The following is a 13,456-nucleotide window of genomic DNA, read 5'->3' as shown; positions in this document are numbered from 1 at the left end:
CCCTTCTTTATGCATCTTCCGGCTTTTATCCATGGCTGAATTTTTCAAAAAATTTTCTAAAGGTTGTTTTAGGGCTGTCGATAATCAGGGGGACGGTGATGAAGCCGGATAACAGATGCCTGAATCTGAAACAATTTTTAAAGGAAAACCATCATGGCAGTTATTAATACTAACACTCTGTCGCTGACCACTCAGAACAACCTGAATAAATCTCAGTCTTCTCTGGGTTCAGCTATTGAGCGCCTGTCTTCTGGTCTGCGTATCAACAGTGCAAAAGATGACGCAGCAGGTCAGGCGATCGCTAACCGCTTTACCTCTAACATCAACGGCATGACCGTTGCCGCGCGTAACGCCAACGACGGCATCTCTATGGCGCAGACCGCTGAAGGCGCGCTGAGCGAAATCAACAACAACCTGCAACGTGTGCGTGACCTGACCGTGCAGGCGCAGAACAGCACCAACTCTGCTTCCGACATCGACTCCATCCAGGCTGAAGTTAACCAGCGTATGGCTGAGATCAACCGCGTCACCAAGCAGACCGACTTCAACGGCACCAAGATCCTCGACAACACCGCCAGCAAAGATTTCTCTTTCCAGGTGGGCGCGAAGGATGGCGAAACCATCTCCATCACCATGGATGCCAGCAGCGGCTGGAACAAGTATGACGCCACCGCAGCGAGCGGCGCGGGCACCGCCACCATTGCGGCCAGCGATCGTAAAGTGCAGACGCAGGGCTTCGACGTGCTGGCTAACTCCGGCGCAACTGATAACACCGGCCCGCTGGCAACCATCGATGCGGCGATCAAGAACGTCGATACCCAGCGCAGCACCCTGGGCGCGTCCCAGAACCGTTTCGAATCTACCGTAACCAACCTGAACAACACGGTGACCAACCTGTCAGCGGCCCGCAGCCGTATTCAGGACTCTGACTACGCAACGGAAGTGTCCAACATGTCCCGCGCGCAGATCCTGCAACAGGCTGGCAGCTCGGTACTGGCGCAGGCCAACCAGGTGCCGCAGACCATGCTCTCCCTGCTGCGTTAATCCTTTACTACGCGGTATTCAGCGCCCTCCCTGTGAGGGCGTTTTTTTTGCTTTTTTGGGTCGTTTAGCGTTGTTGATTAATTCCAGAAGGCGGCAAAAAAAACCTAAAGTCCGGCTTAACCTTGTCGATAACACTAATGACGGTGATGAAGCCGCAGGCCATATGCCGCAATCTAATATAACCTTTAAGGATACTTATCATGGCAGTTATTAATACTAACACTCTGTCGCTGACCACCCAGAACAACCTGAACAAATCTCAGTCTTCTCTGGGTTCAGCGATTGAGCGCCTCTCTTCTGGCCTGCGTATCAACAGTGCAAAAGATGACGCAGCAGGTCAGGCGATCGCTAACCGCTTTACCTCTAACATCAACGGCATGACCGTTGCCGCGCGTAACGCCAACGACGGCATCTCTATGGCGCAGACCGCTGAAGGCGCGCTGAGCGAAATCAACAACAACCTGCAACGCGTGCGTGACCTGACCGTGCAGGCGCAGAACAGCACCAACTCTGCTTCCGACATCGACTCCATCCAGGCTGAAGTTAACCAGCGTATGGCTGAGATCAACCGCGTCACCAAGCAGACTGACTTCAACGGCACCAAGATCCTCGACAACACCGCCAGCAAAGATTTCTCTTTCCAGGTGGGCGCGAAAGATGGCGAAACCATCTCCATCACCATGGATGCCAGCAGCGGCTGGAACAAGTATGACGCTACCGCAGCAGACGGCTCCGGCACCGCAACTATCGCGGCGACCGATCGTAAAGTGAAAACTCAGGGCTTCGACGTGCTGGCTAATGCTGGCGCAACCGACGGCACCGGCCCGCTGGCCGTTGTTGATGCGGCGATCAAAAACGTTGATACCCAGCGCAGCACCCTGGGCGCGTCACAGAACCGTTTCGAATCTACCGTGACCAACCTGAACAACACGGTGACCAACCTGTCAGCGGCCCGCAGCCGTATTCAGGACTCTGACTACGCAACGGAAGTTTCCAACATGTCCCGCGCGCAGATCCTGCAGCAGGCTGGCAGCTCGGTACTGGCGCAGGCCAACCAGGTGCCGCAGACCATGCTCTCCCTGCTGCGTTAATTCTTTACTACGCGGTATTCAGCGCCCTCCCTGTGAGGGCGTTTTTTTATGGCAAAAAAAGCACCGTAACCATCACGCTGTTTCACGCTTTGTTTAGCCTCGCTCATCGGAAAATAGGGAGAGGTTTATTCAGCCGCTACATATCCGTGCGGCGTTATATGGCGGGAAAGATGAAAAAGATTTTAATCAGTGCTGATGCAATGGATAGCTTTAATGAACAATCTACCTATATCGTCAGGGCGATTGAGACGCTTATCGCTGCCGGGTATCACATTGAACTGGCAACCTGGCGCTGTGGGCATAGCGTGCAGCAGGCGCTGACCGATTACCGGCAGACAGGACAGCTTCAGCTGACGCTGGGGGAAGGGGAAGCGCAGGAAACGGCATATTATGCGGTACTGGTGTTTAAAGGCTACCTCAGCGCCGCGCTGATCGCGCAGCTGGAAAAAAATACGCTGCAAACACGCTTTATCTTCCACCATCTTAGCTACAGCAGATTGCAGGAAACCGAGCTGGATACCGCGCTGGAAAACCAGCTGGCCAGCCAGGTATTTACTTGGACGCCCTCGGTTGCAGAAAGCCTGATCGCGGAAGGTCTCGATCCTTCGCTGCTGCAAACGCTCTCCTTTTCGTTCCCCAATGCGCCGCAACCGCAGGCCGTTGCGTTGTATGACGCGGTGGAGCTGGGGCTGGACGATCTGCGCCAAAATGATGAAGCACAGGTGACACTGAACGCAGAGGTAAACGAGGCGCTGTCCCGACTGCTGGCGGCGCTGGCAGAACCGCCGCGCCTGATTGCGCCATTAAGCGCAGATGCGCTGCGTCAGCTTTCGCTACACGGCAAAATCTGTATCGGCAACCTTGAGGATGATTACAACGTTGGCAAGTGGCTACAGCAGCGTAGCCCCAGCGTCACGCGTGAAAATATTCTGAAAAGCTTCCTCGCCGCCGCCGATGGCAACCGTATCGGCGTGTTGATTCTGGACGGCGATAACGATCGTGTCGCGCTGGAACGCAGTCTGGATTCGCTGGCGCAGCAGCGGCTGACGCCGCAGGTCATATGCATCGCCGATCCCGACGGGCGCTGGCAGAACGATGCGCTGGTAGCGCAGATCAATCTGTTGCCACACGACAACCGCACCTGCCTCAACCTGCTGGCGCAGAGCGGGGCGCTGGAATGGCTGATCGTGATGCCCGCAGGCTGGCAGCTGTTGCCGCATGCGCTGCTTACCTTTGCCGAATATCATCTGCGTGCGCCGCAGGCCCGCGCCCTCTACTGCGATGAAATCTACTATCAGAGTAAAGAGCAGCAGCAGATCGTGCTACGTCCCGGCTGTAATCTCGATCTGTTGCGTAGTTTCCCCTATGCGGGCGCGGTGCTGTCGCTGGATATGCGTGCGGCACTGGCGGTAGGCGGCAGTGAAAGCGATCTGGCACCGCTGCCGCATTACGATCTGGCGTGGAAGTTTATTGAGCGCGAAGGGATGCAGGCGTTTGCTGCTATTCCTGAAGTGCTGGTGGAAGCACCGCTGGCATTTAACCACTGGAAGCGTCAGCCCGCGCTGCTGGCAGCGGCACAGCATAATCTGACGCGTCACTATCAGCGTTTTGGCCTGGCGGCGACGGTCGTCAGCGACGAGGCGCAGGGGATCTGTCGCACTCGCTATCCGCTGGATGAAAGCGCCGTGGTAACGGTAATTATCCCCAGCAAAGATAACGCCGCGCTGCTGAAAAACGCCATCGAAAGCCTGGCGGCGCATACCCACTGGCAGCAGCTGGAAATTATCGTGGTGGATAACGGCTCCACGGAGGAAGAAGCGGTCAGCTATCTGGCGCAGCTGCGGACGCTGGAGCCTGGCACGCTGCGCGTGATCGATTATCCCGCCGCCTTTAACTACGCGGCGATGATTAACCTGGCGGCAACGCAGGCGCGCGGCAGCTATCTGCTGCTGCTGGATAATGACTGCGAGGTGCAGGATCCCGCCTGGCTGGCGACGCTGATGGGCATCGCCCAGCGGCCCGAAGTTGGCGCGGTGGGGCCAAAGCTCTGCTTCCGCGACGGGCGCATACAGCATGGCGGTTACCTGACCGGTATCCAGCGCGGCGTGGTCAACCCTTTTGAGTTCAGCGCGGCTGGTGATGCGGGCTATCTGCACTATCTTCGCGCCACGCATAACGTTTCGGCGGTGTCCGGCTCCTGCCTGCTCACCCGCACCGCTTTATTCCATGAGGCAGGCGGCCTGGATGAAGAGGCTTTTGCACTGTTTTATGCCGATGTCGATTACTGCCTGAAGCTCAAAGCGAACGGCTATGTGATCAGCTGGACGCCAGAGTGCAGCGTGCTGCATATGGGTGGCGCAACGCTGCTGCTGACGCAGGAAAAAGCCGCTACCGCGCTGGCGAAAGAGGAGGCGCAGCAGCGGCTGATAGCGAAATGGCGTCATGCGCTGACGCAGGATAGCCGTTACCATCCGCAGATGGCGAAATATGGCGAACCCTTTACCGTTTCCGAACGAATGGCGCGCCTGTTTCCGGCGCTGCCGGGACATCCACTGCCGCGCTTTATGGCATCGCATGCTAACTGGTACGGCTGTGGCAACCACCGGGTGATACAACCCTGGAAGGCGCTGGAGGAGAACGTCCTGACTGAAGGCGGGCTGTATTCTGGCGCGCCGAAGGTGCTGGAAGTGGCGGAGATGCAGCCGGACACCATTCTGTTACAGTTGCCCTCCGGCGTCGGCTTCCCCGATCTGATGCGGCAGTATCGCCAGCAGTGCGATGCGCGCATCATTGTCGAATACGATGACTTTTTACCTAATCTGCCGATAAAAAGCGCTTTAAAGCACAGATTTCCACAACATATCGTCAAAGCGCTGCGCCGCGTAATGGCGCAGGCAGACCGGGTGGTGGTTTCAACTTTTCCGCTGGCGGAGGCCTATGCTGATTTCCATCACGATATTCGCGTGGCACAAAACCGGCTGGCGGTCGATCAGTGGGGCGCGCTGATGAGCCAGCGCCGCACCGGTAAAAAAATCCGCGTCGGCTGGGCGGGCGGCGGCAGCCATACCGGCGATCTGGAGATTATTCGCCCGGTGATCCAGGCGCTACAGGATGAGGTGGAGTGGGTGTTTATGGGAATGAAACCGGAAGGCGTGCGGTGCGAATTCCATACCGGCGTGCCTTTCGATCTCTACCCGGAAAAGCTGGCCAGCCTGAATCTCGATCTGGCGCTGGTGCCGCTGGAGATGAACCACTTTAACGTCTGCAAGAGTAACCTGCGGCTGCTGGAAATTGGTGCCTGTGGCGTGCCGATTATTGCCACGCGTATTGAGCCTTATCAGTGCGGCCTGCCGGTTACTCTGGTGGATAACCGCTTTAAAGCGTGGATTTCTGCGATCCGTATGCACCTTGCCGACATGGAAATGACGGCAAAAATGGGCGATGCGCTGCGGGTGGCGGTACATCAGCACTGGATGCTGCGCGCAGAGGGGCTGGATGAGTGGCGTCACGCCTGGCTGGACGACTAATCAGCCATCATAAAAACGCCGCTTATCAAAAGCGGCGTTATAGTTTCTGGCGCGTGATTAAATCACGTTGGGATAGCGGGCGTTATCCTGGACCAGCATCGCTGCCAGCGTGCCCAGCGCAGATTGCCAGTCGCCAGGGCGGGCGTCGGTTTGACGCTGGCTGCCCAGCACCGCGCTGGCGGGACGCAGCGCATCCTGTGCATAATGGCGGCTGCTGATGGGTTGCAGCCGGTTCAGCGCCGGATTACCGGTCAGCGCCTGGTAGTGACCGAAAATTGCCAGAGCAAACTCATACCAGCTCACCGCCTTATCGCCGCTGTAGTGGTAAATGCCTGCCGCCGTGGGATCGGCCGCCAGGCGGATCATCATCGCCGCCAGATCGCCCGCGTAGGTGGGGCAGCCGCGCTGATCGTTGACCACGCGGATCGTCTCCTGGCCCTGCGCCAGGCGCAGCATCGTTTTAACGAAGTTGCTGCCATATTCGCTAAATATCCAGGAGCTGCGGATCACAATCGCCTGCGGCAGCATCGCCTGCACGCGTTTTTCACCTTCCCATTTGCTCAGGCCGTAGAAATTGATCGGGCAGGGGAGATCGCTTTCGGTATAGGGTGCGCTGCGGCTGCCGTCAAAAACGTAATCGGTAGAGATGTGGATCAGCTGTGCGCCCGTTTCACGCGCCGCCCGCGCCAGATTCTCCGGCCCCAGCGCGTTTATCTTCATTGCGCGGATGCGATCGATCTCCGCCTTATCGACGGCGGTATAGGCGGCAGCGTTCATGATGACCTGCGGGCGAAAACGGCGCACGATACGATCTACCGCCTGGCGATCGGTAATATCCAGTTCCGCCGAACCGCAGGCGAGCATCACCCAGCCCGCAGGAAAACGATCCAGCAGGCAGCGGCCCAGCTGACCATAGGCACCGGTTAACAGTATGCGCATGGCATCAACTCCGTCAGAGATAATCCTTGTTGATCTTTTTCCGACAGCAGCGGTGCGGTAACCGGCCAGTCGATATTGATTGTCGGATCGTTCCAGCGCAGGCAGGCTTCATCCTGCGGCTGGTAGTAATCGGTACATTTATATTCAAAATCCGCCTCTGCTGAGAGCACTACAAAGCCGTGTGCCAGGCCGGGCGGTATCCACAACTGACGTTTATTCTCTTCCGAGAGAATGACGCCTTCCCACTGGCCGAAGGTGGGCGAACCGGGACGAATATCCACGGCGACGTCAAATACCTCGCCGCGTACCACGCGCACCAGCTTGCCCTGCGGGCGGGTTTTCTGATAGTGCAGCCCGCGCAGTACATGGCGGGCGGAGCGGGAGTAGTTATCCTGGACGAACTCCGCCTCAATGTTCAGCAGCTGCTGATAGCGGCGCTTTTCGAAGGTCTCAAGAAAAAAGCCGCGCGCGTCGCCGTAGACCGCAGGCTCGATGATTTTTACGTCCTGAATACGCGTATCGATAACCCTCATGGTTCCACCAGCAGCAGATGCAGATAGGCGCCATATTGCGTTTTGCCAAGATCGCGCGCCCGTTCACGCAGCGCTTCGGCGCTCAGCCAGCCCTTACGCCAGGCGATCTCTTCCAGGCAGGCCACCTTGAAGCCCTGCCGTTTCTCAATGGTGTGAATAAAGTGCGAGGCCTCCAGCAGGCTGTCGTGCGTGCCGGTATCGAGCCAGGCGAAGCCGCGCCCCAGCAGCTCTACTGTCAGCAGGTTATCTTCCAGATACATCTGGTTCAGGGTGGTGATTTCCAGCTCGCCGCGTGCCGAGGGCCCGATCTGTTTTGCCATCGCGCATACGTGGCGGTCGTAGAAATAGAGGCCGGTAACCGCGTAGTTTGATTTGGGCTGAGCGGGTTTCTCCTCCAGCGAGATGGCCCGCATCTGGTGGTTAAACTCCACCACGCCGAAGCGCTCCGGGTCCATAACCTGATAGCCGAATACCGTGGCACCGACATCACGCGCGCTGACCGTTTCCAGCTTTTTTGCAAAGCTCTGACCAAAGAAAATATTGTCGCCCAGCACCAGCGCGCAGCGGTCGCCCGCCAGGAACGCTTCACCGATGATAAATGCCTGCGCCACGCCTTCCGGCTTCGGCTGTACCGCGAAGGTCAGTTGAATACCAAACTGGCTGCCATCGCCCAGCAGCCGCCGGAACGCCGGCAGATCTTCTTGCGTGGTAATCACCAGAATCTCATTAATGCCCGCCAGCATCAGCACGGAAAGCGGATAGTAGATCATCGGCTTGTCATACACCGGCAGCAGCTGTTTCGATATGCCGCAGGTAACCGGATGCAGTCGGGAGCCTGTGCCGCCGGCAAGTACGATACCTTTCATACAGAGTCTCGATGTCAATAAGTAGGGGGGCCTCTCAGGGCATGACCTAAAGATTACGCCTCGCCTGATTCGGCAATGGCGCAAATAAAGAGGCAAAGCAGAGGCTTTATTGCGGATAACGGCAGGCGGCTACAGAAAAGTGCCAGGCTGTCGATAATCAGGCAAAACAGGTCGTTGGCGCGGCGGCGATCGGTATAACGATTGAGCGCTGTTGCTGTTTTATCCGAACCGTTTAAGCAACGCGTGCGGTTTATCGTGGCGGGCCGTAGTAACCGCCTGCATCCCGCTAAAATCGATTCCGCAACTTACCGTGAGGAAGATGAGAGCTTAACGGCCTTGCGCCGATAGTGGTCACACACATTTTCGAAATAACCCGTCTTTTTTACCCCTATTCTGCCAATCGATCACCCTACAGAACCGGATAATCATGCCGATAACGTAACTAACGCAGGGTAGTCAAAGTGAACGATCTCTATACCGCCGACGGCGTGATGGATAAGCATTCGCTGTGGCAGCGATATGTACCGCTGGTACGCCATGAGGCGTTGCGCCTGCAGGTACGGCTGCCCGCGAGTGTTGAGCTGGACGATTTACTGCAGGCCGGAGGCATCGGGCTGCTGAATGCCGTGGAGCGTTACGACGCGCTACAGGGCACCGCGTTTACCACCTATGCCGTGCAGCGTATCCGTGGCGCCATGCTGGATGAACTGCGCAGCCGCGACTGGGCACCGCGCAGCGTGCGCCGCAATGCGCGTGAGGTGGCGAGCGCCATGCACCAGTGCGAACAGACGCTGGGACGCGCCGCATCGGAACAGGAAGTCGCTAAGCAGCTCAATGTTTCGCTGGAGGAGTACCGTCAGATTTTGCTGGATACCAATAACAGCCAGCTTTTCTCTTACGACGAATATCGTGAAGAACATGGCGACAGTGCGGAACTGGTGACGGAAGGGCATGAAGATGCTAACCCGCTCCACCAGCTGATGGAAGGGAATCTCCGTGAACGTGTCATTGAAGCGATCGAGGCGCTGCCCGAACGCGAAAAAATGGTGCTGACACTGTATTACCAGGAAGAGCTAAACCTGAAAGAGATTGGCGCCGTGTTAGAGGTGGGCGAGTCCCGCGTCAGCCAGCTGCACAGTCAGGCGATTAAACGCCTGCGCGCCCGGTTAACGGGAGCGCGCTGACAGCGTTAGCTCTCGCTTTCGAGGACATATAACCGGGGGTCTCCTTAATGGGAACCAAACTAAAAACGAGGCCATTAAGCCGTTATCTTAAAGATTTCAAACATAGCCAAGGTCATTGCTCGCACTGCGGTAAAGTTCTCGACAGAATGGCGTTAGTCTTTCGTGGACAGATTATCAATAAAGAAGCCATTTCCCGGATGGATCAGCCTATCGACGATCAGGTCTGGCTTAAATTACAACATGAACTGACCGCGCTCTGTCGGTTTTGTAGCGATATTTATTGTAATACCCATCCCAACTATTTCGACATTATGGCGTTTAAACAGTACCTGTTTGAACAGACTGAAATGAGTCACAGCACCATCCGCGAATATGTGGTTCGCCTGCGTCGGCTGGACGATATGCTGTCGGCGAAAAACTATCCGGCGGAAAAATTACGCGGCGGCAGCTGGCACGAATGTCTGGAGAACGATCTGCCGGACGCCGGAAATAATAATTATCGTATCGCCCTGCGCAAATACGATCAGTTTTTAGGCTGGCAGCGTAATTAGGCGACAGGCACGGGTGAGTTTTCATCCGTGCCGCGCTGACTTTTCTGAAAACGCGCTAAATCAACGCGCTATCACACGAACTGACCATAGATCGCCGTCGCATCTTCTGCAACACTGTAGCCATTAACCTGTGCGCGTGGAGGCTGCTTTGTCCCTGTCTAACCTTATTCAATTTCCCCGTCTTGAGCTGATCGGTGCGCCGACGCCGCTGGAGCATTTGCCGCGTCTCTCCGACTATCTGGGGCGCGATATCTTTATCAAGCGTGATGATATTACGCCGCTGGCGCTCGGCGGTAACAAGCTGCGCAAGCTGGAATTTCTCGCGGCGGATGCGCTGCGCGAAGGGGCAGACGTGCTGATTACCGCCGGGGCGATCCAGTCCAACCATGTGCGGCAAACCGCGGCGGTAGCGGCGAAGCTGGGACTGAAGTGTCTGGCGCTGCTGGAAAACCCGATCGCTACCCAGGCGGAAAACTATCTCGGTAACGGCAACCGTCTGCTGCTCGATCTGCTTGACTGCGAAATCGAAATGGTAGAAGCGCTACACGCTCCGGCACAGCAGCTGGAAGAAGCGCGTATTCGGCTGGAGGCGCAGGGCTTTCGGCCTTACGTGGTGCCGGTAGGCGGCTCGAACGCGCTGGGAGCGCTGGGCTACGTCGAATGCGCGCAGGAGATTGCGCATCAAAGCGAAGGCGTGGTGGATTTTGCCGCCGTGGTCGTGGCCTCCGGCAGCGCCGGAACGCACGCCGGGCTGGCGGTCGGCCTGGAAGCGCTGCTGCCGGATACGGAGCTGGTTGGCGTGACAGTGTCACGTAAATCAGACGATCAGCTGCCGCTGGTGCATACGCTGCGGCAGAATCTGGACGGGCTACTGCACAGCAACAGCCAGGCTGATATTACGCTCTGGGATGACTACTTCGCGCCGCGCTACGGCATGCCGAACGAAGAGGGGATGGAAGCGGTGAAACTGCTGGCGCGACTGGAGGGCATCCTGCTCGATCCGGTCTATACCGGTAAAGCGATGGCGGGCCTGATCGACGGCATCAGCCAGCAGCGTTTCCGTCGCGAAGGGCCGCTGCTGTTTGTGCATACCGGCGGCGCACCGGCGTTATTTGCTTATTATCCTTCCGTCTAATCGTAAAAAATGAAAAAGGTTTATAATCAGTCCGTTCACTCATCTTTTGCCGCCGACGCGCTCTGCGGCAAAAGAACTTAGCCTGACCGCTCGGCTTTGCTTTCCGACACTGCGTCGGCAGGCAGTTTGCACACAATCCAACAATAAACGGGGTTAATATGATCTTCTCTCAGGTACGTCGACAGCTGGTGCTGGGCGCAATGGCGATGGCGCTGGTGGCTGGCGTCAATATGAAAACCTTCGCAGCGGAAAACCTGCTGAACAAGGTTAAAGAGCGCGGCAGCCTGCTGGTAGGGCTGGAAGGCACCTATCCGCCGTTCAGCTTCCAGGATGAGCGCGGTAAACTGACCGGATTCGAGGTGGAATTTGCCGAGGCGCTGGCGCAGCATCTGGGCGTGAAGGCGAGCCTGAAGCCGACCAAGTGGGATGGCATGCTGGCCTCGCTGGATTCAAAACGCATCGACGTAGTGATTAACCAGGTGACCATTTCCGACCAGCGCAAGAAAAAATATGACTTCTCCACGCCCTATACTGTTTCCGGCATCCAGGCGCTGACCCGTAAAGATAAAGAGGGCAGCATCAACAAGGCGCAGGATCTGGCAGGTAAAAAAGTGGGCGTCGGCCTCGGTACCAACTATGAAGAGTGGCTGCGTGCTAATGTCAAAGACGTTGATATCCGCACCTATGATGACGATCCGACAAAATATCAGGATCTGCGCTCTGGCCGTCTTGACGCCATTCTGGTCGATCGCCTGGCGGCGCTGGATCTGGTGAAGAAAACCGGTAATACCATGGCCGCAGCGGGCCCGGCGTTCTCACGCCAGGAAGCGGGCGTGGCGCTGCGTAAGGGCAATGAAGATCTGCTGAACGCCATCAACCAGGCGATTGCGGAAATGCAGAAAGATGGCTCGCTGAACAAGATTTCCGAAAAATGGTTTGGCGCGGACGTCACTAAATAATGCAAGAGAGTATTCAACTGGTGCTGGATTCAGCACCTTTTTTATTGAAGGGCGCGGTTTTCACCCTACAGCTCAGCATCGGCGGCATGTTCTTCGGGCTGGTGCTGGGCTTTATACTGGCGCTGATGCGGCTCTCCGCGTTCTGGCCCGTCGCCTGGCTGGCACGCATTTATGTTTCGATCTTTCGCGGCACGCCGCTGATCGCGCAGCTGTTTATGATCTATTACGGTCTGCCGCAGTTTGGGATTGAACTCGATCCTATCCCCTCGGCGATGATTGGCCTGTCGCTGAACACCGCCGCCTACGCTTCTGAATCACTGCGCGGCGCTATCGCCGCCATTGAGCGCGGTCAGTGGGAGGCGGCGGCAAGCATCGGCATGACGCGCTGGCAAACGCTGCGTCGGGTGGTACTGCCACAGGCGGCGCGTACCGCATTGCCGCCGTTGGGCAACAGCTTTATCAGCCTGGTAAAAGATACCTCGCTGGCCGCCACCATTCAGGTGCCGGAGCTGTTCCGTCAGGCGCAGCTGATCACCTCGCGCACGCTGGAAGTGTTCACCATGTATCTGGCGGCGTCGCTGATCTACTGGATCATGGCAACGGTGCTGTCAGCGCTGCAAAACCGGCTGGAAGCATGGGTTAACCGCCAGGATCGGGAGGAAAAATGAGCGCCATTGAAGTGAAAAAGCTGGTGAAACAGTTTAACGGTCAGACGGTGCTGCACGGTATCGATCTGGAGGTGGCCTCCGGCGAAGTGGTGGCGATTATCGGCCCCAGCGGTTCGGGTAAAACCACGCTGTTGCGCAGCATCAACCTGCTGGAGGAGCCGAACAGCGGCACCATTAAGGTAGGTGGCATCGAAATCGACGCGGCGCAACCCATCGGCAAACAGAAAGAGCGTGTGCGCCAGCTACGGCAGCAGGTGGGCTTCGTTTTCCAGAGCTTTAATCTGTTTCCGCATCGTTCGGTGCTGGAGAACATTATCGAAGGCCCGGTGATCGTTAAGGGCGAACCGAAAGCGGAGGCGATTGCCCGCGCGCGTATGCTGCTGGAAAAGGTAGGATTGCAGGGTAAAGAGAATAGCTATCCACGCCGTCTTTCCGGGGGGCAGCAGCAGCGCGTGGCGATTGCCCGAGCGCTGGCGATGCGCCCGGAAGTGATTCTGTTTGATGAACCAACATCGGCGCTGGACCCGGAGCTGGTGGGCGAGGTGTTAAACACCATTCGTTCGCTGGCGCAGGAGAAGCGCACCATGGTGATCGTTACCCATGAAATGAGCTTCGCCCGTGACGTAGCCGATCGCGCTATTTTTATGGATCAGGGGCGTATCGTCGAACAGGGCCCGGCAAAAACGCTGTTTGCGCAACCGCAGCAGGCGCGTACCCGCCAGTTCCTGGAGAAATTCCTCAGCCAATAGCTGGCCCGGTATGCTCTGGGTTAGTCTTAAATATTAAGCTGTTACGGGCGATTGGTAATGCCGATCGCCCGTTTTTATTCATGCCGCGCGCCGTTTCTCTGCGAGTGATTAGGGCCGGTTATTTTTTTTAAGATAAACGCTACAGCCTTTCCTTTCCTGCCCCGTCAATAATCCTGATCTGGCTGACCAGCCATTTTTTCCTACCACACA

Annotated in this window: 12 protein-coding genes; 9 read left to right on the top strand and 3 right to left on the bottom strand. The window is 57.0% G+C overall.

Features of this window, described 5'->3' with window-relative positions; genetic code table 11:
• The first annotated feature begins 153 nt into the window (after positions 1-153).
• From C7M51_RS08715 to C7M51_RS08705, 3 genes are all read left to right on the top strand, one after another.
• Entirely contained in the window at positions 154-1,044 is an 891-nt protein-coding gene (locus tag C7M51_RS08715; protein WP_160621435.1) for a flagellin N-terminal helical domain-containing protein, read from the top strand.
• Between the two features lie 200 nt (positions 1,045-1,244).
• Positions 1,245-2,135 (top strand): flagellin N-terminal helical domain-containing protein, encoded by an 891-nt coding sequence (locus C7M51_RS08710; RefSeq protein WP_160621434.1) that lies wholly within the window; start codon positions 1,245-1,247, stop codon positions 2,133-2,135.
• A 170-nt stretch (positions 2,136-2,305) separates the two neighbouring features.
• A complete protein-coding gene (locus tag C7M51_RS08705) occupies positions 2,306-5,662 on the top strand; it encodes a glycosyltransferase (RefSeq protein ID WP_160621433.1) in 3,357 nt (1,118 codons plus the stop codon).
• A 57-nt stretch (positions 5,663-5,719) separates the two neighbouring features.
• Here the strand turns inward: C7M51_RS08705 and rfbD are convergent, their stop codons facing one another.
• From rfbD to rfbA, 3 genes are read right to left on the bottom strand one after another with little or no spacing between them, the layout of a single operon-like run.
• A complete protein-coding gene (rfbD, locus tag C7M51_RS08700) occupies positions 5,720-6,601 on the bottom strand; it encodes a dTDP-4-dehydrorhamnose reductase (RefSeq protein ID WP_160621432.1) in 882 nt (293 codons plus the stop codon).
• On the bottom strand, positions 6,586-7,134 hold the full coding sequence (gene rfbC, locus C7M51_RS08695; protein WP_160621431.1) for a dTDP-4-dehydrorhamnose 3,5-epimerase: 549 nt from the start codon (positions 7,132-7,134) through the stop codon (positions 6,586-6,588). The genes rfbD and rfbC overlap by 16 nt, the downstream gene beginning before the upstream one ends.
• Positions 7,131-8,000: a glucose-1-phosphate thymidylyltransferase RfbA gene (rfbA, locus tag C7M51_RS08690; protein WP_160621430.1), complete on the bottom strand. Its 870-nt coding sequence runs from the start codon at positions 7,998-8,000 to the stop codon at positions 7,131-7,133. Before rfbA ends, rfbC begins: the two co-directional genes overlap by 4 nt.
• Positions 8,001-8,461: 461 nt before the next feature.
• Here rfbA and C7M51_RS08685 point away from each other — a divergent pair, with 461 nt between their 5' ends.
• From C7M51_RS08685 to tcyN, 6 genes are all read left to right on the top strand, one after another.
• Positions 8,462-9,184, top strand: a complete 723-nt coding sequence (locus C7M51_RS08685; protein WP_160250088.1) for an RNA polymerase sigma factor FliA — start codon at positions 8,462-8,464, stop codon at positions 9,182-9,184.
• A gap of 47 nt (positions 9,185-9,231) precedes the next feature.
• Entirely contained in the window at positions 9,232-9,735 is a 504-nt protein-coding gene (gene fliZ / locus C7M51_RS08680) for a flagella biosynthesis regulatory protein FliZ (RefSeq protein ID WP_160621429.1), read from the top strand.
• A gap of 148 nt (positions 9,736-9,883) precedes the next feature.
• Positions 9,884-10,870, top strand: a complete 987-nt coding sequence (locus C7M51_RS08675; protein ID WP_160621428.1) for a D-cysteine desulfhydrase — start codon at positions 9,884-9,886, stop codon at positions 10,868-10,870.
• A 158-nt stretch (positions 10,871-11,028) separates the two neighbouring features.
• A complete protein-coding gene (gene tcyJ / locus C7M51_RS08670; RefSeq protein ID WP_160621427.1) occupies positions 11,029-11,829 on the top strand; it encodes a cystine ABC transporter substrate-binding protein in 801 nt (266 codons plus the stop codon).
• Positions 11,829-12,497: a cystine ABC transporter permease gene (gene tcyL, locus C7M51_RS08665; RefSeq protein WP_160621426.1), complete on the top strand. Its 669-nt coding sequence runs from the start codon at positions 11,829-11,831 to the stop codon at positions 12,495-12,497. Before tcyJ ends, tcyL begins: the two co-directional genes overlap by 1 nt.
• The gene (tcyN, locus tag C7M51_RS08660; RefSeq protein WP_160621425.1) at positions 12,494-13,246 is read left to right on the top strand and encodes an L-cystine ABC transporter ATP-binding protein TcyN; all 753 of its coding nucleotides are present in this window, start codon (positions 12,494-12,496) and stop codon (positions 13,244-13,246) included. Before tcyL ends, tcyN begins: the two co-directional genes overlap by 4 nt.
• Positions 13,247-13,456: the final 210 nt, after the last annotated feature.

It is taken from the genome of Mixta intestinalis, from assembly GCF_009914055.1.
GTDB lineage: Bacteria > Pseudomonadota > Gammaproteobacteria > Enterobacterales > Enterobacteriaceae > Mixta > Mixta intestinalis.
This window is presented reverse-complemented; position numbering and strand designations above follow the sequence as displayed.